Origin of the sequence: Caloranaerobacter longqiensis (genome assembly GCF_050286925.1) — a bacterium.
In the GTDB taxonomy this organism is placed as follows: Bacteria; Bacillota; Clostridia; order Tissierellales; family Thermohalobacteraceae; genus Caloranaerobacter.
In genome coordinates this window covers 13984-40351 of sequence record NZ_JBFWFX010000002.1, presented here as the reverse complement: position 1 = coordinate 40351, position 26368 = coordinate 13984, and the positions used below count along the sequence as shown (strand labels likewise).

Here is a 26368-nt window from a genome sequence, read left to right as displayed (position 1 = left end):
CTCCCTTATTAGAATAATCCAGTTATTTCGCCATCTTTAGATATATCCATATTATTAGCTGCAGGTACTTTAGGTAATCCTGGCATTGTCATAATATCTCCTGTTAAAGCTACTAAGAATTTAGCTCCAGCGGATACTTTTATTTCTCTAACAGTTACTCTAAAGCCTGTAGGTCTTCCTTTTAATGTTGGATCATCTGATAATGAATATTGAGTTTTTGCCATACATATAGGCATTTTATCCAATCCTAATTCCTCTATCTGTTTAATTTGTTTTTCACACTTCTTAGTAAAGTCAACTCCGTCTGCACCATAAATTTCTTTAGCTATTATTTCTATTTTTTCTTTTATCGGTAAATTAACATCATATAGAGGTTTGAAATTAGAAGGTTTATTTTCTATAGTTTCTACAACTTTCTTAGCAAGTTCTATTCCACCTTCTCCACCTTTTGCCCATACTTTTGATAAAACTACTTCTGCTCCGGCCTCTTTACATTTATCGAATAATAGATTTAACTCTTTTTCAGTATCTGATGGGAATTCATTAATAGCTACTACAACTGGAACACCAAATTTTTGAACATTTTCTATATGTTTTTCAAGATTTCCAAAACCTTTTTCTAAAGCTTCAAGGTTTTCTTCATTTAATTTATCTTTTGGCACTCCCCCATGATTCTTAAGTGCTCTTACTGTAGCCACTATTACAGCACAATCTGGTTTTAATCCTGCAAATCTACACTTAATATTAAAGAATTTTTCTGCACCTAAATCAGCACCAAATCCCGCTTCTGTTACAACATAGTCTGCTAATTTTAATGCAAGTTTTGTTGCCATGATACTGTTACATCCGTGTGCGATATTTGCAAATGGTCCTCCATGTATAAATGCAGGTGTATTTTCTAATGTTTGTACTAAATTTGGTTTTATTGCATCTTTAAGTAATATTGTCAATGCTCCTGTCGCCTCTAAATCGTTTGCAGTTACTGGTTTATTATCATATGTATATGCTACTATCATATTTCCTATTCTTTCTTTTAAATCTTCTAAACTAGTTGCTAAACAAAGGATTGCCATAATTTCAGAAGCAACAGTTATGTCGAATCCGTCCTCTCTAGGAACTCCGTTTGCTCTTCCACCTAATCCTACTACGATATTTCTTAAAGCACGGTCATTCATATCAAGTACCCTTTTCCAAACAATTCTTCTAGGGTCTATATTCAATTTGTTTCCTTGATGTAAATGGTTATCAAGTAATGCTGCCAATAGGTTATGTGCTGTAGTTATTGCATGGATATCTCCTGTAAAATGTAAATTTATATCTTCCATAGGAACAACCTGGGAATATCCTCCACCTGCTGCTCCTCCCTTTACACCAAAGCAAGGACCTAATGAAGGTTCTCTAAGCGTTGTTATAGCTTTTTTACCTATCTTATTTAATCCCATGCTTAAACCTATGTTTGTTGTAGTTTTTCCTTCTCCTGCTGGAGTTGGATTTATTGCTGTAACTAATATAAGTTTTCCATCTGGTTCATTTTCTAATCTTTTTAATACATCTAATGATACTTTTGCTTTATACTTCCCGTATAGTTCCAATTCGTCCTCTAAAATATTACATTTTTTTGCAACCTCTGTGATTGGCTGCATTTTAGCATTTTGTGCAATTTCAATATCACTCGGTACTTTAACCATTTTCCCACCCTCTCCTTTTTTGTAAATTTATAAGAAATTATAAACCTTATTAAACTGCGAATAATTAATAATATAATTTCCGTTATAAATTTCAACAAAATCTACATTATAGTTAATTTAAATCGAAGATTTTGTTCTCTCTAGTTGTTATTATAATGTTTTATCGTCTCTAATTCGTCTAATTTTAATATTAATTTAAAATTTTCTGATATTTTTGCACAAAAAATAAGGGCAAAAACTAAATAGTTTTTGACATTTACTTATCTTCTTTTTCAAATTACTTACCAAACATCTTATCAACCATATTCTTAAACTCTTTAAAAAGAATTATGCCACTATTTAAGTTCTCTTCTGTACACAACACATCTACCAGACTTCTATAATACCACTCTTGTTTATCTCTGCCTCTTTTAAATCGCTGCCATACTTTTTCACCCATTTTTTTATATGATTCATACATAGTACTAACATTATGTAATTTATCTGCACATGAAACAACCTGTTCTTCAAATGAAGCAGTCTTTAGATATTCAATAGTATGTTTTTTTCTATCTTCCCATGGTAATGTTTTATCAGGTTCCGAGCATCCCTTTACAATTTTAGCTACTTTTTCACCAAATTCTTTTTGTATAAATTCTAATGTAATAGATGTGTCTTCTACAGTATCATGTAAAATTCCAGCAGCAACTATCTCTTCCGATAATCCCTCTCTTAAAAGCATCATGCCTACTGTATACGGGTGTGTAATATATGGAATATCTGTACATTTTCTAGTTTGATTTTTATGAGCCTTAGCTGCTACTTCAATAGCACGCTCAATCATAATAATTATCGCTCCTTTATTGCATATTTATATATTACATAATATCCATAACAACTATAAAAATGCAAATTTATTATTTTTAGTTAAAAAATAAGGCAATGAACCTAACCCATTGTCTTGGTGGTTCATTGCCTCGGTTTTATTTTCTTATTACATTGCTCTTCTATATATTTCCATAATTTCTTCTAAACTTGCTTGTTTTGGATTTGTAAATCCACACGCATCTTTTAATGCGTTTTCTGAAAGTGTTTTTATATCTTCTTCTTTAGCTCCTAATTCCTTTAATCCTGATGGAATACCTACATCAGCAGATAATTTTTTGATTGCTTCTATAGCTTTTTTAGCTGCTTCTTCTACTGAAAGACCTTCTATATTTTCTCCCATAGCCTTAGCTATATCTGCTAGTCTCTCAGGCACTACCTTAGCATTATATTCTTGAACGTGAGGTAATAATACCGCATTACATACTCCGTGTGGTAAATCATAGAAACCTCCTAGCTGGTGAGCCATAGCATGAACATAACCTAAACTTGCATTATTAAAAGCCATACCAGCTAAAAATTCAGCATAAGCCATTTTATCTCTTGCTTCGCGGTCTTGACCATCTTCAACTGCTTTTCTCAAATATTGAGAAATTAGCTCAATCGCCTTTAATGCACAAGCATCAGTTATAGGAGTAGCTTCAGTTGATACATAAGCTTCTACTGCGTGTGTTAAAGCATCCATTCCTGTAGCAGCAGTTAATGATTTAGGCATTTCTAACATTAATAAAGGATCATTTACTGCTAAGTTAGGTGTTGTACGCCAGTCTACAATAGCCATTTTTATGTGTCTTTCTTCATCTGTTATAATGCAGAATCTTGTCATTTCACTTGCTGTTCCAGCAGTTGTATTTACTGCCACTAAAGGTAACATTGGCTTAGTTGATTTATTTACACCTTCATAGTCTTTAATTGAACCTCCATTTGTAGCAACTAAACCTATACCTTTAGCACAATCATGAGGAGAACCTCCACCAAAAGATATAATGAAATCACAAGCATTCTCTTTTAATAATTTTAATCCATCTTCTACATTTTTAACAGTTGGATTAGGTTGAGTACCATCATAAATAACGTATTCTATTCCCTCTGCATCTAATACTTCTGTTAATTTATTTACTAACCCAATTTCTACTAATACTTTATCAGTTACTATTAAAGCTTTCTTAAGCCCTAAAGATTTTATTTCTTTTCCTGCTTCTTTTAAACAACCAGGTCCCATTAAACTCACAGGCGGCATAAAAAATCTGAAAGTCTTTTCCATCTTTATCCTCCTCAAAAATTATTATTTTGAAAATATTTTTTACAATTTGATAATACAATATTCATTGTTAAAAAACTAACTCAAAATTTTAAAAAATAAGCTAAATTTTAAAAAATATACACAATAATCAGATATTGATAAATAATTAACGTAGTAATTATTTTATGATATAATTTAACTTATCAGAATTGTAACAGTAGAGGTGATAACATGTTAAATAGCTTTGATAGGAATTTAGAAATTTTAGATGGATTTGAAACAGACTATTTAAGAATTTTTTATTATGATTTCACTAAAAAATATAAGGGCAAGTATAAATCATATGAATACAACAGACTCTGCACAATAATTGAAGGTGAAAAAAAAGTTAAAGTTAATGATGATCGCACTTTTAAATACGATAGTAACCAATTTATCTTGTTACCTCCATACTCTAGTGTCGAAATGGAAATAAATGTTCCTACCAAAGCACTAGTTTTAGAACTAAATAGCGACCTAATTTATAACATCAGCAATAAAATATCTCTAGATTTAGAAATAGAAACGGATAAATTAATTTATAATGATTTATTTATTGCTGCAAGCGACAATGAAATAAAAAATTGTATATCAAAGATTATAAAAACTTACAATAGTTCAGATAAAAATAAAAAATTCTTAATAGATTTATACGCTCAGGAAGTTATTTATAACCTACTTAAAATAAAAGGGGCTAGTCTAATATTAAACACAGATTATAAAAATCCCATTTATAAAGCTATTAGATATATGGAAGAAAACTATAACCAAGCTATAAATATAAAAGACATAGCATGGAGCTTAAATATGTCTGAATCAAACTTCTCTTTGTATTTCAAAAAAATAGTAGGGATTTCACCCAAAGACTATTTGAAAAATATTAGGTTATCAAAAGCAAAGGAACTTTTAAAAGAGCATAACGTTACAGAAGTGGCATATAGTGTTGGTTATGAAAGCATTTCACATTTTATAAAACTGTTTAAAAATAAATATGGTATTACTCCAAAACAGTACAAAAAAAACTTTTATTAAAAGATTCTCAAGAAAGTTTCAAAGGATTTATAATTTTAATTCTTTCTCTTCAAATATTTTATATTATATGTTATAATATACCCATGAGGGGTATATGAAGAGGAGGGATTCATCTATGAAAAAAGCAGTTATTAATCCAAACAAATGCGACCAATCACCATTTTGCCCTGTTGTTAGAGTATGTCCAGTTAATGCTGTTAAACAAAAAAGAGAAGGATTTTTTAGAGCATCTACTCCTGAAGTAGATCCTGATATTTGTATTGGCTGTGGTAAATGTGTAAACTATTGCCCTCACAGAGCTGTTGAAATGGTTGAAAAATAGACAATATAAAATACTAATGACAAAGCGGCCAAAGGCCGCTTTCATATATATTTAATAGATATAACTTTATTTTTTTGAATATAAAACTCATCACTTAATCCATCGACTATCACAAGTCCTCTACCACCAATTTTTAAATCCATAGGATCATACTCATCGATATTATAGTCAATGCCTTTACCTTCATCAGTCACTTCAATCCTAATTAATTCATTCTGTATTTTTATATAAACATTGACTATTTTGCATTCATCTTGCTTATTACCATGAATAATACTATTTGCTACAAGTTCATTTAAAATAAGTTTTACTTCAAATATTATATCTTCGTCACAGATAACCATATTAACTTTATTAATTATTTCATCTAGAATATTTTTAGCTTTATACAAATCACTTGAAATGGTCTTATTAATTATTAGGTTCAACACAACCACACCCATCTAATTATATTTGTTAATAACTTTAACGGGACTATTATACCCAATGGATAAACAGTTAATCAAATGTTAAAATCAGATTATTATAATATAAACTGTTAAAAATTTTTATGATATAATGTATTATATGAGCTTTTAGGAGGGTTAATATGTCAAAACAACTTAAAGCTGATTTAGCTCTTTTGTTAGTTACAATCGTTTGGGGATCCACTTTCGTAATAACAAAAAACGCTCTTAAAGATATCCCTACATATAATTTCTTAACTATCAGATTTTTTGTTGCTTTTATAGTTTCTTCTTTAATATTTTTTAACAATATGAAAAATTTAAATAAAAAGACTTTATTTTTAGGTTCTATTATTGGTATAGTTCTATTTGCTGGATATGCATTCCAAACTGTTGGTTTATTATATACAACAGCGTCTAAATCTGGTTTTATAACTGGCTTTTCTGTTGTATTAGTACCAGTTTTCTCTGCAATTCTCCTTAAAAAAATACCGAATATATCAACAATAATTGGTGTATTACTAGCAATACTAGGACTTGGATTTATGACTCTTAATTCAAATTTATCTCTCAATATAGGAGACCTTTATACTCTAATATGTGCTTTTGCATTTGCCTTTCATATAATACTAGTTGGGAAATACACAACAGAGGTTGACTCAATAGCTTTAGCGGTTATACAAATAGGAATTGTCGGAATATTAAGTTTAATTTTTTCTCTATCTACAGAAAATTTCATTATTCCTAAGTCTACAGATGTATGGATAGCTATATTTATTACAGGCATTTTAGCTACATCTGGAGCATACATAATTCAAAACACTATGCAAAGGTTTACATCACCTACGCATACTGCCTTAATATATACAGCTGAACCTGTTTTTTCTGCTATATTTGCTTATATATTTCTTCATGAAGTTATGACATTTAAAGCAATTTTAGGAAGTATATTTATTCTTACAGGAATGATTCTTGGTGAAATAAAGTTTAATAAATTAACAAGCTCAGTCAAAAACTAAGTAGTATTTAGCTCCCCATTATAACAAGTACAATTAAATTATACAATATTTTCTAAGATTTTCAAATAAAGGTTTGAAAAAATGATTGATTTCATAGTAAAAAGCGCTCCGTTTATACGAAACGCCTTTTAAATATTTTAATCTACTTAGCTGCTTCTTTTAAAGTATCTAAATTTTGAAGTGCTATATCTCTCTTAATTTTTAATAATTCAACATTCTTTTTATCTATAACACTTTTTAAATCTTGTATAGAATCTTTTAGTTTTTCTTTAAGTTTTTCATCTTTTTTGTCTAATTTTATTTTTTGGTTAAGTCTTTCAAAAATAGGTTCTAGGTATTTTGACATCTCGATAGCCTTAACCCATTCATTAATTTCTCCGTACAAATGTATCTGTCTAATATTATACTTTAATTTTGCAACCTCACCATCAGGATTTCCTTTATACATATTTAAAAAGTTCGAAAGTCGCAAAGTTACATTATTTGCATCAAATAAAGATTTAATTTCATTTTTAGCATCTGCTGAAATTGTCAAATTATCAAGAGCTTCTTCAAATTTCTTTATATCTTCTTCTCTTATACCATCTTTTACAACGTCTAACTCGTAATCATTCCATTTCTTATGAACATTAACAATTACTTTATTTACAGCTTCCCACGCTTTTTTTATTTTCTCCTCTATATCTGTCTCTTTTTTTCCTTCTTCAGACTTTTTCTCTGATTGCCCCATTTTGTCTTTTAACTCATCTTGTTTTTCATCTTTTTGCTGTTTATTTTTTTCCTCTTCTTTCTTTTTATCTTCTGCTGCCATCTCTTTCTCTTCTTTTATCTTTTCTATTTCATTAAATATATTTTCTACATCTTCTACCATAGCCTTTAATGAAGTAGGTATTTCATCTTTGTTTATTTTAGGCGACGGTTTTTCTTGTTGTTTACTACAGGATATACTAACTGGTAAAATTATTAAAATAAGTATTAAAACAAAAATTATTCTTTTAAACTTTACTGTCTTTCTCAACTTAAATCACCTCAGAGTTAGTATATCCCAATCTTCGTATTTTTTATGTCTTTTACTAATTAATCTTCAATAATTTTTACGTAAACCTTTCTAAATCTTGGTCCATCAAACTCACAAAAATATATACCTTGCCATGTACCCAATAATAATTGTCCATCTTCTATAAAAACTGTTTCTGAAAAACCCAATAAACTAGCTTTTATATGTGCTGAAGAGTTCCCCTCAATATGCTTATAATTATCGTCAAACGGTATTATTTTATTAAGCTCCATCAACATATCAGACTTTACATCAGGATCGGCATTTTCGTTTATTGTTATTCCAGCTGTTGTATGTGGTACAAAAATATAACAAACACCACTTTTAACTTTTGAACTCATTATTATTTCTTGTACTTTTCTTGTTATATCTATAAACTCTGTATGCTTTTCTGTCTTTATCTGTAAAGTTTTTATCAACCCAATCACCTCTTTATTGCATATTTGTATATTACATAATCCCCATAACAACCATAAAAATGCAAATCTATTATTTCACATTGGAACCAGTTTTCAAAATATCTGCCATTAAGTATTTATTTTTTTATTGGTATATCTTTTATTTTAGGTTCTTACCTAATACTTTCAAAAGACAAATAAAAAACATATATCAAAAATCGTAAATACTTACATTACATGATATATTTTGATTTCCTCTTTAAATATTTAATAGATATAACTTTATTTTTTTCAATATAAAACTCATCACTTAATCCATTGACTATCACAAGTCCTCTACCACCAATTTTTAAATCCATAGGATCATACTCATCGATATCATAGTCAATGCCTTTACCTTCATCAGTCACTTCAATCCTTATTAGTTCATTTTGTATTTTTATATAAACATTGACTATTTTACATTCATCTTGCTTATTACCATGAATAATACTATTTGCTACAAGTTCATTTAAAATAAGTTTTACTTCAAATATTATATCTTCGTCACAAATAGCCATATTAACTTTATTAATTATTTCATCTAGAATATTTTTAGCTTTATACAAATCACTTGAAATGGTCTTATTAATTATTAGTTTCAACACAATCACACCCATTTAATTATTTTATTAATAACTTTAACGGGATTATTATACCCAATTGGACAAACAGTTAATTAAAAGTTTTTATAAAACAAACATAACCATTATAACCTTATTAAAGTATAAATACTTTTCTTCAAAAAAGTCAACCTTAAAAATTTTTCAAGCTGCAGACAAAATATTTATTTTATAAATATGTGTTAATCTATTTTAAATTTTTGACTCATAGATTTTATTTTAACATATCTAATTTTTATGTTTAATATTTTTATAGCAGGGTATTTAATACATTGAAAATACATGAAAGGAGATTTTGCAATGGATAAATATGTATGTGTAGCTTGTGGATACATTTATGACCCTGAGAAAGGAGACCCAGATAGCGGTATAGCTGCTGGAACTGCATTTGAAGATATACCAGATGATTGGGTATGTCCAATATGCGGTGTAGGCAAAGATATGTTTGAAAAAGTTGAATAAAATTATGTCATAAAAAGCTTCCTTTTGGAAGCTTTTTTTATAATCCATAGGAAATTATAATAAAATCCTATATTTTAAAGATTTAATGTTGATTTTATTGAAACTTCAATTTATTTAAATCGAAGATTTTGTTCTGACACAATTTTATAAAGTTTCATATAATATATCTACAAAAAATTTCATTATTCCTAAATCTACAGATGTATGGATAGCTATATTTATTACAGGCATTTTAACTGCATCTGGAGCATACATAATTCAAAATACTATGCAAAGGTTTACATCACCTGCGCATACTGCCTTAATATATACAGCTGAACCTGTTTTTTCTACTATATCTGCTTATATATTTCTTCGTGAAGTTATGACATCTAAAGCAATTTTAGGAAGTATATTTATTCTTACAGGAATGATTGTTAGCGAAATAAAATTTGGCAAAAGTTAAATAAAAATATTTAATTTTATATTAACTGTAAATAAAATATAATTTGCGTTACATGTTAAGTTTTTATTAAAAATCGTTTCTTTATTACATATTTACGCATTTACAAATCATATAATGTCCATATAAACCATAAAAATGTTGTTTTGTATATTATTGACATCAATGTTGAATTGTTTTATAATTAAAACACATAAATTTTAAATTGGGGGGATATTTTGTGAATTTTAAATCAATTTCCAAAATTTTGTTGTTTGTTTTACTCTCTCTATATTTAAACACCTCTGTCTTTGCATCACCTAAAATAGACGATATTACTCCAGATAGCAGACATTCAGAGGGTTATACATGGCGAATAAAATCTATCATAAAAAATATAAAAACTGAAACAAAAGGAAATTGGAACCTTATATACGAAGGTAACCCAGCTCAAAGAAATGGTGAAACCGATACTATTTCATATTCAACCACTTATAGTCATACTTATACAGGCTCCTTTGCATTTACTCTTCTAAAAAGGCAGGTAGAATTTGCATTAGGATATTCATTTGGAAAAAGTGAATCTTTTTCAGGTGCTAAAACATCTGCTCCATTAAAGAAAAATGAATACATAAAGGCATATATTAAAAGAAATTACAGAGTAAGTAAGGTTATTCAAGAAGAGTTATACTATAACACAAAAAATAGACCAATTTACAAACCTACAGGAAAAACTAAAATTGTTTATTGTTATGAAGCAATTCTTCCAAAAATAAAGATAACATACCATATGGCTCCAAATACTAGATCTCAATACAAACTATATAACTCGTCATTAATTTCACACCCATATAGAGAAGAATATTATGAACCAACACCTGATGGAAACTATAGGCTATATAAAGTTATTGAATACAGTAAATTTAAAAACGAAACAAAAATTATAAATTTGAAATGATTTGAAATTAGGAGATGAAAAATATATGAAATTCAGAAAAATAATTGGTATTTTAATTATCTGTTTATCGTTGCTTACTTTAACTTTAACTATCATGCTAGCACAAGTATCTATGCACGTAGATAAACTAGTTGGAAGTTTTTGGAATGAAGTTTCACGTTATTTGCCATTAAGTGCTTACCTTTTTATTGGTATAGCTTTTGTTTTAGGTTTCTATCTTATACTTTCAAAAGATAAATAAAAATATCAAAGAGGGACGCTTAAGTCCCTCTTAATTTCTATTTAAGATTTATCTAAAATATTCTCAATGATCTCCCATACCTTATCTACATTAACCTTTTTAGTTGCAGAAAATGGTATTATTAAATTTCTATCTTCTACTCCTAACTCTTTTGCTATTATTGATATATGCTTTTGCCACTTACCTTTAGCAATTTTATCTGCTTTAGTAGCTATAATTATTCCCTTATAGCCAAAGGATTTTATCCAATTATACATCATCTTATCATGTTCTCCTGGAGCATGTCTGATATCTAAAAGAAGAAAAACTTCTTTTAGTGATTTCCTATTTACTAAATAATTTTCTATCATCTTCCCCCATTTTTCTCTCTCTTTTACTGAAACCTTAGCATATCCATATCCAGGTAAATCTACTAATCTAAGTTCTTCATTTATACTGTAAAAGTTTATTGTTTGTGTTTTTCCGGGTTGAGAACTAGTTCTCGCAAAGTTTCTTCTATTAATCAAAGCATTGATAAGCGAAGACTTTCCTACATTAGATCTTCCGGCTAAAGCTATCTCTACTACTCCTTCATTTGGATACTGATTCTCATTTACTGCTGTAATTAATAATTTTACATCTCTAATCTTCATTGCCATCATCCTCTTTCACTAAGGCATTTTCTAATACTTCATCCATATTCTTAACCAATACAAATTCTAATTTTCTCTTAACTTTATCAGGTATTTCTTCCATATCCTTTTTATTATCCCAAGGTAAAATAACCTTTTTAATACCTGCTCTATGTGCTGCTAAAACTTTTTCTTTTATTCCACCTACTGGCAGCACTCTACCTCTTAAAGTAATTTCACCAGTCATAGCTACATCACTTCTAACTGGAATGTTCGATAGTGCGGATATTACAGCAGTAGCCATTGTTATACCTGCTGATGGTCCATCTTTAGGAATAGCTCCTTCTGGAACATGGATGTGTATATCCTTTTCTTTATAGAAATCTTCTTCTATGCCTAATTCACTAGCCTTTGATCTGATATAACTTATACCTGCCATTGCCGATTCCTTCATTACATCACCAAGCTGCCCTGTAAGCTGCAATTTACCTGTTCCATTCATACAATTAACTTCAATAGATAAAGTTTCCCCACCAAATGCAGTCCAAGCTAGTCCTGTTGCTATTCCCACCTGATGCTCCTCAGCTGCCTTTTCATATCTGAATTTAGGAATACCCAAATATTTATGCAAATTGTTACTATTTATCCTTACAGTTTTTACATTATCCTCTACTATCTTTTTAGCGACTTTTCTACATATATTCGCTATATTTCTTTCAAGATTTCTAACACCAGCTTCTCTTGTATATTTGTTTATAATATCTCTTATAGTATTTTCTGATATTACTATGTTTTCTTTTTTCAAGCCATGCTCTTTCATCTGTTTAGGTAACAGATACTTCATTGCTATCTGTACTTTTTCTTCTTCTGTATAACCAGATATTCTTATAACTTCCATTCTGTCAAGTAGTGGTCTCGGAATTGTAGATGTTGTATTCGCTGTTGTTATAAACATAACCTTCGATAAATCAAAAGGTACTTCTAGATAGTGATCAATAAATGCATTATTCTGCTCAGGGTCTAAAACCTCTAATAATGCTGATGCTGGGTCTCCTCTAAAATCACTACTTAATTTATCTATCTCATCAAATAAGAATACAGGATTTTTTGAACCTACTTTTCTCATTGAAGATATTATTCTTCCCGGTATAGCTCCTACATACGTCCTTCTATGTCCTCTAATTTCTGCTTCATCTCTTACTCCACCGAGAGACATTCTAACGAATTTTCTATTTAAAGACCTAGCTATAGATTTAGCGATTGAAGTCTTTCCAACTCCAGGAGGTCCAACTAAACATAAGATTGGTCCTTTCATATTTTTTGCTAACTGTCTTATAGCCAGATACTCAAGAATTCTCTCTTTAACATCTTTAAGACCATAATGGTCTTCATCTAATATTTCTCTAGACTTTTTAATATCAATTCTATCTTTAGTCTTCTTATCCCAAGGAAGCTCAATAATCCACTCTAAATAGTTTCTTATAACACCAGTCTCTGCTGATGCAGGAGATAATTTTAATAATCTGTCTGCTTCCTTTAATGCCTTTTCTTTTACTTCTTTTGGCATTTTTATTTTATTTATTTTCTTCTTATACTCTTCAACTTCAGCTTCTATTCCATCATCTTCTCCTAATTCTTTCTGTATAGCCTTTAACTGCTCTTTAAGATAATATTCCTTCTGTAATTTGTTTATTTGTTTTCTAACTCTTTGGTATATCTTTTCTTCAATTTCCAATACTTCTATTTCTTCTTTTAAAATTATGTATAGAGTTTCTAATCTTTCATAAGGGTCAAAAGCTTCTAATATTTTCTGTTTATCCTCTGGTTTTAATTGAATATAAGATGCTATAACATCTGCTAATCTTCCTGGTTCACTAATTTCAGAAACTGTAATCACTACATCCGGAGAAACCTTATTACCAACTTTAACATACTCCTCAAAAGCTTCTAATACAAGCCTCATCATAGCCTCTGTTTCTATATCCTTTTCCTTTTCAGTATCGTAAATAAATTCCTCTATCTCTACCTCAAAATATGGGTCTTCTTTTAAAATTTCTATGATTTTCCCTCTATTAATTCCTTCAACTAAAACTCTAATAGCGTCTCCTGGAAGCTTTAACATCTGCTTAATCTTACATACCGTTCCTACATGGTAAAAATCTTCTGCTGACGGCATATCTACATTAGCTTCTTTTTGAGATGTAAGAAAAATAAGTGAATTATTTACCATAGCCTGTTCTAAAGCATTAATAGATTTATCTCTACCAACATCAAAATGCATTACCATATATGGAAATACAGAAAGTCCTCTTAATGGTATAAGAGGTATTACTCTTTTTCTGTTTACTACCTTGTTTTCTTCCATAACATCAACTCCTTTAAGTGTGCAAATCAATAATATATAGTCATAACTTACATCTATCTAACTATATTCTTTCTTTTCTGCAAAACTTTTAGTCCATAATTCACATTATAGTTTATAACTAATATAGATAGTGAAATAAAAGATACTATAAATAAATTTTTCCACTCTATATTAATACCTGACATTCCTAAAAATGAATATATATTAAAAAGCATATGTAAAGTTACTGAACCTAAATACCCATAAATATCATATATAAAACATAATGTTACACCTGTTACAAACGTATAAATATATGTTTTATAATCAAAGTGAGTAAAAGCGAAAATAACAGAAGAAATTAATACTGCAACAATCTTTTTATTAAATAGACTTGAAAGCCAATTATCGTATATCAATACTCTAAAAGTAAACTCTTCTACTACTGGGGCTATTATAGATGTTAATACAAAAAACGTTAAATAGTCAATAAATTGTTTTTGATAAATTAAATTATTTCCACTACTATCTAAATTAAAACTAATTATTGCTTGAAATATAAAAAATAAAAATGGTGATAAGAAAACAACCTGTAAAATGGAGTTAATATTTACATTAAACTTAAGTTTGCTAATAGGATAAAAAGTCTTAAATGTCTTATTATCCAATATATTATATCTATATATTAAAATTAAGAATACCATAACAGAAGGGAATAAGAAAAGCCCATCATAAAAAAGCAAAAGGAGAATTTCACAAATAGGCAGTGTATATTTAAGCACTTTTTGATTAAATTTATCTAAAAGAATCCACATTTCTACATACTGCTTTAAAAGAATTATTATCAAAAGTATTGTAAAAATAAACTTCACATACGATAATGCACCCACATAAATCCCCCCAAAGGTATACAATAATATTTTATCAAAAATAACACAACTTTCAATTAAAAATAAGTTTTATCATTTAAAAAGAGTTTTAAATAGGAAAAATGTCCGCATAAGCGGACATTTTATGATACAGACTCTTTATTATCTTGCTTTTTTCTAGTCCTTCTCTTTTTCTTTTCTGCTAAAACAAAAGTAGGTTTAGATTTATTTAAGATAGTATCTTTAGTAATAATACATTTTTTAATATCGTTTCTAGAAGGTATTTCATACATAATATCTAGCATAATTTCTTCTAGAATACCTCTTAACCCTCTAGCACCAGTTTTCCTTTCAATAGCTTTTTGAGCCACTACTTCTAAAGCTTCATCATCAAATTCAAGTTCAACATCATCCATTCTGAATAACTCTTTATACTGCTTAATAATAGCATTTTTAGGCTTAGTAAGAATATCTTTCAAAGCTTCCTTATCAAGCTGCTCTAATGTAACTATAACTGGTATTCTTCCTACGAACTCTGGAATAAGTCCATATTTCAATAAATCTCCAGGTTCAATTTGTTTTAATAGTTCTCCTACATCTTTCTCTTGTTTACTTTGTATTTCAGCTCCGAAGCCCATAGACTTCTTACCTATTCTTTTTTGTATTATATTTTCTATACCATCAAATGCTCCACCAACTATGAAAAGGATGTTAGTAGTATCTATTTGAATAAACTCTTGATGAGGGTGTTTCCTTCCTCCTTGAGGAGGAACGCTAGCTACTGTCCCTTCTAAAATTTTAAGAAGTGCTTGCTGAACACCTTCACCACTAACATCTCTGGTAATCGATGGATTATCAGATTTTCTTGCTATCTTGTCAATCTCATCTATATAAATAATACCTTTCTCTGCTCTTTCAATATCATAATCTGCTGCTTGTATTAATTTAAGCAAAATATTTTCAACATCTTCTCCGACATATCCTGCCTCAGTTAAAGAAGTAGCGTCAGCTATAGCAAAAGGAACATTTAAAATTTTAGCAAGAGTCTGAGCAAGTAGTGTCTTACCAGAACCTGTAGGACCAATAAGTATAATATTACTCTTTTGTAATTCGACATCTTGATCAGTAGTCTTTCTATTTATGCGTTTGTAATGATTATACACCGCAACAGCCAATGCTCTTTTTGCTCGATCTTGCTTTATTACATATTGGTCTAATATTTCTTTTATTTCTTTTGGTTTAGGAAGCTCATTTAAATCAAATTCCATTACTTCTTCAAATTCTTCATCAATTATCTCTTGACATAACTCAATACACTCGTCACAAATATACACATTAGGTCCTGCAATTAATCTTCTAACTTGGTCTTGAGTTTTTCCGCAAAAAGAACATTTAAGCTGTTTTTTTTCAAATCTTGACATTATGACACCTCTCTTAATGTTATTTCCTAAAAGTTATTACATCATCTATTAATCCGTATTCCTTTGCTTCATATGCTGACATGAAGAAATCTCTATCTGTATCTTTTGAAATTCTTTCATATGATTGACCCGTTCTTTCGCTCAAAATTCTATTTATATTCTCTCTCATTTTAATTATTCTCTCAGCATGTATTCTGATATCTTCAGCCTGACCTCTAGTTCCTCCTAAAGGCTGATGTATCATGACTTCAGCATTAGGAAGTGCAAATCTCTTACCTTTAGCTCCAGCCGCAAGCAAGAACGCCCCCATACTAGCTGCCATTCCTATACATATTGTTGAAACATCAGGCTTAATATACTGCATTGTATCATAAATTGCAAAACCTGCAGTTATAGAACCTCCCGGACTATTTATATAAAGTTGAATATCTTTATCAGGATCCTCTGCTTCTAAGAATAACAGCTGAGCTACTACTAAACTCGCAGTTGTATCATTGATTTCATCAGTTATAAAAATAATCCTTTCTTTTAATAGTCTAGAATAAATATCGTATGATCTCTCACCTCTATTAGTCTGCTCTACAACAATTGGCACTAATGCCATAGATTATCCCTCCCGGTTAAAAATTTACTGGAATTTAGCATTTTCTACTAAAAACTCGACAGTTTTCCTTCTAATTATACCCTCTTTAATGTATTCTAAATCTTCCTCTCTTATGTTTTTCTTAAATTCTTCAAAATCTTGTCCGTACCCAGCAGCAATCTTCTTTAATTCTTCATCTAAATCTTCTTCTGTCTCCTTTATATTTTCTTTCTCAGCTATTGCTTCTAAAACTAATTCTGCTTTTACTGCCTTTTCAGCTTCTGGTCTGAATTTTTCTTTTAAATCTTCTATCTTAGTATTTGTTAATTCTAAGTATTTATTTAAATCTAATCCTTGATATCTTAAAGTAAACTCAAAATTTCTTATTTGATAATCTACTTCATTTTCAATCATTACTTCTGGTATATCAACTTCTGCTGCTTCTACAACTTTTTCTATTACTCTATTTTCTTTTTCAGATTTTTCTCTGTCTTTAGCTTGTTTTTCTAATCTTTTCTTAATATCTTCCTTTAATTCATCTAAAGTATCAAATTCACTAACATCTTTTGCAAATTCATCATCTAATTCAGGTAAATCTTTTTCTTTAATTTCATGTATTTTTATCTTGAATGTAGCGTCTTTACCAGCAAGGTTTTCTACATGATATTCTTCTGGAAACTTCACATTTATTTCGAATTCTTCATCTTTATTCTTACCAACCAATTGTTCTTCAAAACCAGGTATAAATCTACCTGAGCCAATCTCTAATACCTGATTATATGCAGTACCTCCTTCAAATTTCTCTCCATCTACATATCCTTCATAATCAATTGTTAATATATCTCCTTCTTTTGCTGGTCTATCTGTTACTTCTACTAATCTAGCATTTTTTTCTTGCATTGATTTCAATTCATTTTCAACATCTTTTTCTGTAACATTATACTCTACCTTTTCAATTTCTATACCTTTATAATCACCTAACTTAACTTCTGGCTTAACTACTACTTCTGCTGTAAATACTACCGGCTTACCGCTTTCGATTTGCTCTATATCAATTACTGGTCTGTCTACTGGCTTTAAGTTGTGTTTTTTTATCGCTTCATTATATGCTTCAGGGAAAACAATGTTTATAGCATCTTCATAAAATATTCCTTCTCCATATCTTGCCTCTATAATTTTTCTTGGAGCTTTACCTTTTCTGAATCCTGGTATATTGAACTTATGTCTGTTCTTTAAATACGCTTTTTGAACTCCCTCTTGAAATTTCTTTTCATCAATTTCAATTTTCAAAGTTACATTATAATTTTCTTTTTTAATGATTTCTGAATTCATTCTCGTTCCTCCTCGTTCCTTTTTATGTAATTTTTATTTTCTGTCTTCAATTAGTAATTATCGCCTTTTGATGCCATTTTTATAATCCATAAGGAAATTATATTCCTTGTTAAACTGTGGATAATTTTAAATATAATTTCCATTTATGGATTTCAACAAAATCTTCCTTAATTTATTTAAATCGAAGATTTTGTTCTAATCCATAGAAAATTATATTCCTTATTATATTATAGATAATTTTGAATATAATTTCAGTATTTCAGTAATGGATATAGGCAAAATCTTCCTTACAATATTTGCTTAAATCGAAGATTTTGTTCTATTTACTGTACAAAAAATAATAAAATCGTTTGATTGCAGTCTTAAACCACTATCTTGAACCACTATATTATATCATAAAAATTTTTTCAATGTCTATTATTGTCTTATTCTGTATAAAATACTTTTTGAAAATACGAAAAAAACCAATGGTTTACCCATTGGCTTTTTACTTTATGTCAGTGGTGCGGGTGGAGGGACTCGAACCCCCACGCCGAGGGCACTAGATCCTAAGTCTAGCGCGTCTGCCAATTCCGCCACACCCGCGCAATTTGTCAATCCTTTACTGACAGAAATAATTATACATATTATTATATTTATTGTCAATAGTTTTTTTGTTTTTTACATATCCTATAATTAACATTCTTTTATTATTTTTTCTAGCATCTAACACTTAGTACCCATTTCCATAAATTACTTGTTTTCTACAGTTGAAACGTTTGCTATAATATGTTTGGCATTATTTTAATTCTCGGTTTTATTAAAAATTTTTTCTTTGCAAACTTAATAGGATTATGCTATAATAGGAAATAGGATTATGCTATAATAGGAAAGCGTTTCTTGTTTTCTGGAAAATCAAAAGATAAAAAATTAGAAAGGAGATACAAATGGAAAAATTAATAAGTTTCTTAGGTATTTTCGTTATGATTTTTATTGCCTACTTATTATCTGAAAATAAAAAAGAGATCAATTGGAGACTTGTAGCAATTGGTACATCTATGCAGGTTGTCTTTGCTCTTTTAGTTCTAAAGTGGACACCTGGTCAAATGGCTTTTACATTTTTAAGTGATTTAGTAACAAAACTACTCGATTTTACAAAAGAAGGTACTGCTTTCCTATTTGGTAATTTACTAAATGTAGAAAGCTTTGGTTTTATATTCGCTTTACAAATATTACCTACAATAATATTCTTCTCATCACTTATGACTATTTTATATCACTTAGGTGTAATGCAAGTTGTAGTATCATTCTTAGCTAAAGTAATGCTTAAGCTAATGGGTACAAGTGGAGCTGAATCTTTATCAGCAGCAGCAAATATATTCGTTGGGCAAACAGAAGCTCCTCTTGTAATTAAACCATATATCAAATCAATGACTAAATCAGAGTTATTAACAGTTATGACAGGTGGTATGGCTACTGTTGCAGGTGGAGTTATGGCTGGATACGTTTCAATGGGTGTTGATGCAGGACACTTAATAGCTGCTAGTATAATGTCTGCACCAGCCAGCCTTGTTATCGCTAAAATAATGATTCCAGAAACAGAAACGCCAGTAACTAAAGGAAAAGTTAATCTTGAATTAGAAGAATTAGATGCAAATGTTATAGATGCTGCTGCAAGAGGTGCTAGTGAAGGTTTATCATTAGCTTTAAACGTTGGAGCTATGCTACTTGCTTTTATAGCACTAGTTGCTCTATTAAACTCATTATTAAGTTGGTTCGGTGGTATAATAGGTCTTGATTTCTTAAGCTTAGAATGGATATTAGGTAGATTATTTGCTCCATTAGCATTCATCATGGGTGTACCTATGAGCGATATAATTCAAGCAGGTAATCTATTAGGTCAGAAAATCGTTATAAATGAATTCTTCGCTTATGCAAACCTATCAACATTAATTAAAGAAGGAGCATTAAGCGAAAGAACAATTATCATATTAACTTATGCTCTTTGCGGTTTTGCTAACTTCAGTTCAATCGGTATTCAAATCGGTGGTATCGGTGGATTAGCACCTGAAAGACGTTCTGATATAGCTAAATTGGGTATTAAAGCTTTAATAGGTGGTTCACTTGCTGCATTCATGACAGCTACAATTGCAGGTATATTAATCTAATATAGTATGTAAAGCCCTGGTTATCCAGGGCTAATTTTATTGACAAAATAAAATATTTTATGGTTTGACATCCTGTCAAACCTACGGATTTTCTCAAAAATTTTCACCTAGTTTTTTAACTAAATTCTTTCAAGCATTCGCTTTCATTTTCATAAAATATTTAAAAGAATAAATTTGTCAACAGTCTGTGCCCTGGTTATCCAGGGCTTTGTTATGTTAAAATATGAAATGTAATCTTATTTAAGGAGGAACTTCTGTTGCAAAATAGATTTTTTCAGCTTCTTAATAAAAAGTTTGGAATATGTCTTACTAAACAGCAAAGGGAAGCTGTTTTACATAAAGAAGGACCAGCAATCGTTCTAGCTGTTCCAGGCGCAGGTAAAACCACAGTTCTTATATGCAGAACTTTAAATTTAATATTAAATCACAGAATTAACCCAAACAATATTCTAACAATTACATTCAGTAAAGCCTCTGCTTCAGATATGAAAAACAGATTTATATCGACTTTTGGCAATATATTAAATATAAAGCCTAATTTTTCTACTATACACAGTTTCTCTTATTCAGTCATAAGGTACTTTTCAAAAATAAAAGGGATAAAATATGAACTTTTAGAAGGTAATGATTCTAAAATAAATAAAAATTTATTATTGAAAGAAATCTACTATAAATTCAATAAAATACAGATTAATGAAGAAAAATTAGAAGACTTGATAAACACTATAAGCTATATAAAAAATATGATGATTAAACCAGAAGACATTAACTATTTCAATAATTTTGGTATAAAAAATCTATACAATATATTTATAGAATATGAAAACTATAAAAAAAGAGCAGGACTTATCGATTTTGACGATATGCTTACCCTTTCTCTAAATATATTAGAAAACAACCCTGATATTTTAGCACAATGCAGAAAAAGATATCCTTATATACAAGTAGACGAAGGACAAGATACATCAAAAGTCCAAAATATATTAATCAAACTGCTTGCATATCCCAAAAATAATTTATTTGTAGTGGCTGATGATGATCAATCTATTTACGGATTTAGAGGAGCTACACCCCATGAACTATTAAATTTTAAAGATATAGATTATCCTGATGCAAAAATATTCTTTATGGAAGAAAACTTTCGTTCAACTAAAACTATCGTAGATATCAGCAATAAGTTTATACAATTGAATAAAATTAGATTTAAGAAAAACTTATATACAAAAAATGAAGAAAACGAACCGATAAAAATTATTAAATTAAATGACGAATTTGAACAAATAGAATATATTATCAATCAATTAAAGAAAATCAAAGATTTATCTAATACTGCCGTACTTTTTAGGAACAACATATCTTCAGTAGGATTAATAGATAAACTCGAAAGAAATAATATTCCGTTCTATATAAAAGATACGAAAAAATTATATATATTTAAACACTGGGTCTGTCAGGACATAATTTCTTTCTTGAAACTCTCTTTAGACAATACTGATATAGACTCTTTTCAGAGAATATACTATAAAATGAACGGTTATATTACTAAAAAGAGCGTCGAATATATAAAATCAACAAAACCAAAAGAAAACATTTTTGAAAGTCTAATAAATCTACCAGAATTAAAAAACTTTCAAAAAAGGAATTATATTAGATTAAAATCTGACTTCAAATATTTATCGAAACTAAAGGCATATGATGCAATATCTTTTATAGAAAACGAACTTGAATATAGAGGATTTCTTATAGATAATTCGAGAAAATACGGCAATTCATTCGAATACTCAAATACCATAATATCAATATTAAAGATAATTGCAAAAGAAACTAATTCTATTAACGAATTTTTAGCAAGGTTAGATAGCCTAGCTAAAATGTTAGAGAATACAAGATTTAATAAAAATAATGCAGTAACCCTTTCAACGATACATTCAGCAAAAGGATTAGAGTTTGAAAATGTATATATTATAGATCTAATAGATGGAGAATTCCCTTCGTCCAGCAGTATTGAAGCATTAGAATCGAATATTATTGAACCTTTTGAAGAAGAACGCAGAATATTTTATGTAGGAATCACTAGAGCCAAAAGAAACCTTAATTTGATAACTATAAACTTCAAAAATGGAGAAAGAGTAATCCCTTCGAGATTTGTTCAGGAGATAGAAGCTATAGGAAAACCATTAAGACATGATTATAAAGTTGGCAGTACTGTAGAACATGAAAAATTCGGTAGAGGAATTATAAAATTTATAGATGACAAAAATATTATAATAGATTTTGAAAAGATAGGAACAAAACAGTTATCTACAAAAATTTGTGTAGAAAAGAACTTACTTAAAACATAAAGCGGCAAATGCCGCTTTATATATTATTTATTTCTTTTACATAATGGCATGCAACAAAGTGTTCATTGCCTATATCTACTAATTTAGGCTCTTCATTGAAACACTTGTCTTTAGCATAAGGACATCTCTTTGCAAATCTACATCCTGGTGGAGGATTGATTGGTGAAGATACTTCTCCTTTAAGAATAATTCTTTCTCTTTTCTTCTTAATGCTTGGTACTGGTATAGCAGATAATAAAGCCTTAGTATATGGGTGATATGGTCTATCAAATAATTCCTTACATTCTGCCTTTTCAACTAGCTTACCTAAATACATAACTGCAATATCATCAGAGAAATGTTTAACTACTGATAAGTCATGAGTTATGAACATATAAGTAAGTCCAAGTTCATCTTGTAAATCTTGCATTAGATTTAAAACCTGTGCTTGTATTGAAACGTCTAATGCTGAAACTGGCTCATCACAAACTATGAATTTAGGATTTAATGCTAATGCTCTTGCTATACCGATTCTTTGTCTTCTACCACCATCTAATTCGTGTGGATATGCATTAACTAGTCTTTCTGCAAGACCAACAGTTTCCATCAGCTTTGAAACTCTTTTATCTAGCTCAGCTCTGTTTTTAGTAATTTTGTGTATTATAAGTGGTTCTGCTATTATTTCACTTACTGTCATCCTTGGATTTAATGATGCAAACGGGTCTTGGAAGATAATCTGCATCTCTTCTCTTAATTTTCTAAGCTGTTTTTTATTGAAATTTCTTATATTTTGGCCTTCAAATAATATCTCTCCGTCTGTAGCTTCTAATAGTCTTAAAACTAATCTACCCGTTGTAGACTTACCACAACCAGATTCTCCAACTACTCCAAGAGTCTTTCCTCTTTCTATATAGAAATTAACGCCATCTACAGCGTGTAATAATCCTTTAGGAGTCTTGAAATATTTTTTAAGATTCTTAACCTCTAAAATTCTATCTGCCATTATTTCACCTCCTTAACATCTACTAATCCCTCGTATATCAGACATTTAACCTTATGTCCATTTTCAATTTCTGTAACCTTTGGTTCCTTTTTTGCACAAATATCCTTTGCATAAGGACATCTTGGGTGGAATTTACATCCTGATGGAAGATTTGTTGGGTCTGGCATTAGCCCTTTTATTGGTTTCAATCTATCTACTTCTTCATCTAATTTTGGAATTGAACCGAATAATCCAACTGTATAAGGATGTTTTGGATTTTCAAATAATTGCTCTAATGAAGCTGTTTCAACTATTTCCCCTGCATACATAATAGCTACTTTATCACAAACTTCTGCAACAACTCCAAGGTCATGTGTTATAAGAATCATTGCTGTATTAAATTCATTTTTCAAGTTGTTCATTAAATCTAATACTTGAGCTTGAATAGTAACATCAAGAGCTGTTGTAGGCTCATCTGCTATTAGTAATTGTGGATTACATGCTAATGCTATAGCTATAATAACCCTCTGTTTCATACCCCCTGAGAATTGATGTGGATAATCATTAAGTCTAGCTTTTGGTATTCCAACTAGTTCAAGCATTTCTCCCGCTTTTTCCATCGCTTCTTGTTTTGAAACATTTTGATGTATTTCAATAACCTCAGCTATCTGCTCTCCAACTGTCATTACTGGATTTAATGATGTCATTGGGTCTTGGAATATCATTGATATTTTGTTACCTCTGATGCTTCTCATCTCTTCTTCTGAAATCTTTAGTAAATCACGTCCTTCAAACTCTATTACTCCATCTATTATTTTCCCTGGAGGATTTGGAACTAATCTCATTATACCTAAAGCAGTAGTAGTTTTACCTGCTCCTGTTTCACCAACTAATCCTAATGTTTCACCTTTATTAAGCTTTATATCTATACCGTTAACAGCTTTAACTGTTCCATCATCAGTTATATAATGTATAACTAAATTCTTTATGTTCAACAGTTCTTTATTTCCCTTCATCTATAACACTCCCTTCTTACTGTTTTAACCTTGGGTCTAAAGCGTCTCTTAACCCGTCCCCTAGGAAGTTTAATGCCAAGATTATAATCATTATAGCTAAACCTGGGAAAGTAGTTACGTGCCAAGCGTACCTTAAATAAGCTCTACCACCTGCTAACATAGCTCCCCATTCTGGTGCTGGTGGCTGTATACCTAATCCGATAAAACTTAAACCTGCAGTTGAAAGAATAGCTCCCGCAACCCCTAATGTACCTTGAACTATAACTGGAGCTAATGTATTAGGAATAATATGCTTTAATATTATTCTTAAATCGCTCGCACCTATAGCCTTCGCAGCTTCTATAAATTCTTGATCGCGAATTGATAATACTGAAGCTCTAACTATTCTTGCATAAGAAGGAACAGATGAAACTCCAACAGCAATCATTAAGTTCATTAAACTCGGGCCAAGAGCTGATACTATAGCAATTGCCAATAATATACTTGGTATTGCTAAAAATATATCCATTGTTCTCATTATGATATTATCAATTAATCCGCCATAATAACCTGCTATTGAACCTAATATTCCTCCGATAATTATAGATATACCTACCGATATAATACCTACTTTTAGAGAAACTCTAGCCCCATGTATTAATCTTGCAAAAATATCTCTACCAAATTCATCAGTTCCTAACCAGTGTTTTGCACTAGGTCCTTGTAATCTTTCTTTTAAGTTTTGTTTTATAACAACATCATCATAATCAGCTATAAAATCAGCAAACACAGCCAATAGAACTATTATTGTTAAAATAGCAAGTCCTACCATTGCCATTTTATTTTTCTTAAGCCTTCTCCAAACTTCTGCCCATTGGCTTCTTTTCTTGTTTTTCTTACTTTTCTTAGCCGTTGCCATCCTTTAACCTCCTTCACATTGTAAATTGAAAATTATTTATACTGTGATTTTATTCTTGGGTCTACGTATGCATATAGAATATCAACCATCAAGTTTACAAAACTGAATGTTACTGATACGAAAACAACTGAAGCCAATACCATTGGAGTATCTTTTTGTCTTATTGCATCAACTAATAATCTACCTACTCCAGGCCATGAAAATACTGTCTCTGTTAAAACAGCACCACCTAGTAGATAACCAAATTGTAAACCTACAACTGTTATAATTGGAATTAATGCATTTTTCAAAGCATGTTTGTTAATTACCTTTTTCTCTACAACGCCTTTAGCTCTTGCTGTTCTGATATAATCTTGTCTTATAACTTCAAGCATTGAAGAACGTGTCATACGAGTAATTAATGCTGCTGCACTTGTACCTAATGTTATTGCTGGAAGTACTAAACTTGACAAACCATTATCTCCACCTGAAGGAAACCATCCTAGCATAACTGAAAATACAAGAACTAACATTAATCCAAACCAGAAGTTAGGCATTGAAACACCAAGTAATGCACCAATCATACTGATATTATCGAATAATGAGTACTGCTTAGTTGCTGAAATAATACCTACAGGAATACCTATTATTATTGCAACTAACACTCCTGCTATAGTAAGTTTTAAAGTCGCTGGAAATCTTGCAAATATCTCTGCGAAAACAGGTCTTCTAGTAGAATATGACCTACCGAAATCACCTTTCAAACCATTTTTTACAAATCTGAAATACTGTACAATAAATGGATCATTAAGTCCCATTTCTTCTCTTAATTGTTCAACCTTTTCAGGTGGTGCACTTTCTCCAAGAATAATTTGAGCTGGATCTCCAGGTGTTAAATACATTATTGAAAATACTATAAAAGTTACACCTAAAATAACAGGTATAAGCAGAAGTAATCTACGAAGTATATACTTATGCATTATATTCCTCCTTCCAAAATGTCATTGCAATTG

The 26368-nt window shown here is 29.9% G+C and carries 26 protein-coding genes and 1 tRNA gene; 9 read left to right on the top strand and 18 right to left on the bottom strand.

All coding sequences use genetic code 11. The annotated features are described in order from the left end of the window. Positions 1 to 8 precede the first annotated feature (8 nt). The 3 genes from AB4Y15_RS02315 to yiaY form a co-directional block, all read right to left on the bottom strand. Entirely contained in the window at positions 9 to 1688 is a 1680-nt protein-coding gene (locus AB4Y15_RS02315) for a formate--tetrahydrofolate ligase (RefSeq protein ID WP_427338215.1), read from the bottom strand. A gap of 277 nt (positions 1689 to 1965) precedes the next feature. Beyond that, a complete protein-coding gene (locus tag AB4Y15_RS02310; protein ID WP_427338214.1) occupies positions 1966 to 2511 on the bottom strand; it encodes an HD domain-containing protein in 546 nt (181 codons plus the stop codon). Positions 2512 to 2661: 150 nt separating this feature from the next. Then, complete coding sequence (gene yiaY / locus AB4Y15_RS02305; RefSeq protein WP_427338213.1) at positions 2662 to 3816, bottom strand: L-threonine dehydrogenase; 1155 nt, start codon at positions 3814 to 3816, stop codon at positions 2662 to 2664. Between the two features lie 210 nt (positions 3817 to 4026). Here yiaY and AB4Y15_RS02300 point away from each other — a divergent pair, with 210 nt between their 5' ends. Beyond that, the gene (locus AB4Y15_RS02300; RefSeq protein WP_427338212.1) at positions 4027 to 4866 is read left to right on the top strand and encodes a helix-turn-helix transcriptional regulator; all 840 of its coding nucleotides are present in this window, start codon (positions 4027 to 4029) and stop codon (positions 4864 to 4866) included. Between the two features lie 115 nt (positions 4867 to 4981). Further along, the gene (locus tag AB4Y15_RS02295) at positions 4982 to 5188 is read left to right on the top strand and encodes an ATP-binding protein (RefSeq protein WP_427338211.1); all 207 of its coding nucleotides are present in this window, start codon (positions 4982 to 4984) and stop codon (positions 5186 to 5188) included. A 41-nt stretch (positions 5189 to 5229) separates the two neighbouring features. On the opposite strand, the gene AB4Y15_RS02290 is transcribed toward AB4Y15_RS02295, so the two are convergent. Continuing rightward, positions 5230 to 5616 carry an ATP-binding protein gene (locus AB4Y15_RS02290; RefSeq protein WP_427338210.1) on the bottom strand — a complete coding sequence of 129 codons (387 nt, stop codon included), beginning with the start codon at positions 5614 to 5616 and terminating at the stop codon, positions 5230 to 5232. Positions 5617 to 5777: 161 nt separating this feature from the next. Between AB4Y15_RS02290 and AB4Y15_RS02285 the strand changes: the two genes are divergently transcribed. Beyond that, complete coding sequence (locus AB4Y15_RS02285) at positions 5778 to 6653, top strand: DMT family transporter (RefSeq protein WP_427338209.1); 876 nt, start codon at positions 5778 to 5780, stop codon at positions 6651 to 6653. A 142-nt stretch (positions 6654 to 6795) separates the two neighbouring features. Here AB4Y15_RS02285 and AB4Y15_RS02280 read toward each other — a convergent pair whose 3' ends face one another. From AB4Y15_RS02280 to AB4Y15_RS02270, 3 genes are all read right to left on the bottom strand, one after another. Further along, the gene (locus AB4Y15_RS02280; protein ID WP_427338208.1) at positions 6796 to 7671 is read right to left on the bottom strand and encodes a hypothetical protein; all 876 of its coding nucleotides are present in this window, start codon (positions 7669 to 7671) and stop codon (positions 6796 to 6798) included. Between the two features lie 59 nt (positions 7672 to 7730). Beyond that, the gene (locus AB4Y15_RS02275; RefSeq protein WP_427338207.1) at positions 7731 to 8129 is read right to left on the bottom strand and encodes a secondary thiamine-phosphate synthase enzyme YjbQ; all 399 of its coding nucleotides are present in this window, start codon (positions 8127 to 8129) and stop codon (positions 7731 to 7733) included. A 212-nt stretch (positions 8130 to 8341) separates the two neighbouring features. Next, complete coding sequence (locus tag AB4Y15_RS02270; RefSeq protein WP_427338206.1) at positions 8342 to 8752, bottom strand: ATP-binding protein; 411 nt, start codon at positions 8750 to 8752, stop codon at positions 8342 to 8344. Positions 8753 to 9070: 318 nt separating this feature from the next. Between AB4Y15_RS02270 and rd the strand changes: the two genes are divergently transcribed. From rd to AB4Y15_RS02250, 4 genes are all read left to right on the top strand, one after another. Next, entirely contained in the window at positions 9071 to 9232 is a 162-nt protein-coding gene (gene rd, locus AB4Y15_RS02265) for a rubredoxin (RefSeq protein WP_427338204.1), read from the top strand. 208 nt (positions 9233 to 9440) lie between these two features. After that, positions 9441 to 9677 (top strand): EamA family transporter, encoded by a 237-nt coding sequence (locus AB4Y15_RS02260; protein ID WP_427338453.1) that lies wholly within the window; start codon positions 9441 to 9443, stop codon positions 9675 to 9677. A gap of 217 nt (positions 9678 to 9894) precedes the next feature. Next, entirely contained in the window at positions 9895 to 10611 is a 717-nt protein-coding gene (locus AB4Y15_RS02255; RefSeq protein WP_427338203.1) for a hypothetical protein, read from the top strand. 25 nt (positions 10612 to 10636) lie between these two features. Further along, positions 10637 to 10852 carry a hypothetical protein gene (locus AB4Y15_RS02250; protein ID WP_427338201.1) on the top strand — a complete coding sequence of 72 codons (216 nt, stop codon included), beginning with the start codon at positions 10637 to 10639 and terminating at the stop codon, positions 10850 to 10852. A 41-nt stretch (positions 10853 to 10893) separates the two neighbouring features. Here the strand turns inward: AB4Y15_RS02250 and yihA are convergent, their stop codons facing one another. The 7 genes from yihA to AB4Y15_RS02215 form a co-directional block, all read right to left on the bottom strand. Then, a complete protein-coding gene (gene yihA, locus AB4Y15_RS02245; protein WP_427338200.1) occupies positions 10894 to 11484 on the bottom strand; it encodes a ribosome biogenesis GTP-binding protein YihA/YsxC in 591 nt (196 codons plus the stop codon). After that, on the bottom strand, positions 11474 to 13828 hold the full coding sequence (gene lon / locus AB4Y15_RS02240) for an endopeptidase La (RefSeq protein WP_427338199.1): 2355 nt from the start codon (positions 13826 to 13828) through the stop codon (positions 11474 to 11476). The genes yihA and lon overlap by 11 nt, the downstream gene beginning before the upstream one ends. A gap of 53 nt (positions 13829 to 13881) precedes the next feature. Then, positions 13882 to 14697: a CPBP family intramembrane glutamic endopeptidase gene (locus tag AB4Y15_RS02235; RefSeq protein ID WP_427338198.1), complete on the bottom strand. Its 816-nt coding sequence runs from the start codon at positions 14695 to 14697 to the stop codon at positions 13882 to 13884. 122 nt (positions 14698 to 14819) lie between these two features. Then, positions 14820 to 16097 (bottom strand): ATP-dependent Clp protease ATP-binding subunit ClpX, encoded by a 1278-nt coding sequence (clpX, locus tag AB4Y15_RS02230; protein WP_427338197.1) that lies wholly within the window; start codon positions 16095 to 16097, stop codon positions 14820 to 14822. A gap of 19 nt (positions 16098 to 16116) precedes the next feature. After that, positions 16117 to 16701 carry an ATP-dependent Clp endopeptidase proteolytic subunit ClpP gene (gene clpP, locus AB4Y15_RS02225; protein WP_427338196.1) on the bottom strand — a complete coding sequence of 195 codons (585 nt, stop codon included), beginning with the start codon at positions 16699 to 16701 and terminating at the stop codon, positions 16117 to 16119. 24 nt (positions 16702 to 16725) lie between these two features. Continuing rightward, positions 16726 to 18012: a trigger factor gene (gene tig / locus AB4Y15_RS02220; RefSeq protein WP_427338194.1), complete on the bottom strand. Its 1287-nt coding sequence runs from the start codon at positions 18010 to 18012 to the stop codon at positions 16726 to 16728. 501 nt (positions 18013 to 18513) lie between these two features. Beyond that, positions 18514 to 18597, bottom strand: a tRNA-Leu gene (locus AB4Y15_RS02215). Between the two features lie 341 nt (positions 18598 to 18938). On the opposite strand from AB4Y15_RS02215, the gene AB4Y15_RS02210 reads away from it, so the two are divergent. Beyond that, positions 18939 to 20159: a NupC/NupG family nucleoside CNT transporter gene (locus AB4Y15_RS02210; RefSeq protein ID WP_427338192.1), complete on the top strand. Its 1221-nt coding sequence runs from the start codon at positions 18939 to 18941 to the stop codon at positions 20157 to 20159. Positions 20160 to 20416: 257 nt separating this feature from the next. Next, positions 20417 to 22501 (top strand): ATP-dependent helicase, encoded by a 2085-nt coding sequence (locus AB4Y15_RS02205; RefSeq protein WP_427338190.1) that lies wholly within the window; start codon positions 20417 to 20419, stop codon positions 22499 to 22501. Positions 22502 to 22517: 16 nt separating this feature from the next. On the opposite strand, the gene AB4Y15_RS02200 is transcribed toward AB4Y15_RS02205, so the two are convergent. From AB4Y15_RS02200 to nikB, 4 genes are read right to left on the bottom strand one after another with little or no spacing between them, the layout of a single operon-like run. After that, on the bottom strand, positions 22518 to 23483 hold the full coding sequence (locus tag AB4Y15_RS02200) for an ABC transporter ATP-binding protein (RefSeq protein ID WP_427338188.1): 966 nt from the start codon (positions 23481 to 23483) through the stop codon (positions 22518 to 22520). Beyond that, complete coding sequence (locus AB4Y15_RS02195; RefSeq protein ID WP_427338186.1) at positions 23483 to 24478, bottom strand: ABC transporter ATP-binding protein; 996 nt, start codon at positions 24476 to 24478, stop codon at positions 23483 to 23485. Before AB4Y15_RS02195 ends, AB4Y15_RS02200 begins: the two co-directional genes overlap by 1 nt. A gap of 16 nt (positions 24479 to 24494) precedes the next feature. Beyond that, positions 24495 to 25376, bottom strand: a complete 882-nt coding sequence (locus tag AB4Y15_RS02190) for an ABC transporter permease (RefSeq protein ID WP_427338184.1) — start codon at positions 25374 to 25376, stop codon at positions 24495 to 24497. 32 nt (positions 25377 to 25408) lie between these two features. Then, entirely contained in the window at positions 25409 to 26335 is a 927-nt protein-coding gene (nikB, locus tag AB4Y15_RS02185) for a nickel ABC transporter permease (protein ID WP_427338182.1), read from the bottom strand. Between the last annotated feature and the right edge of the window lie 33 nt (positions 26336 to 26368).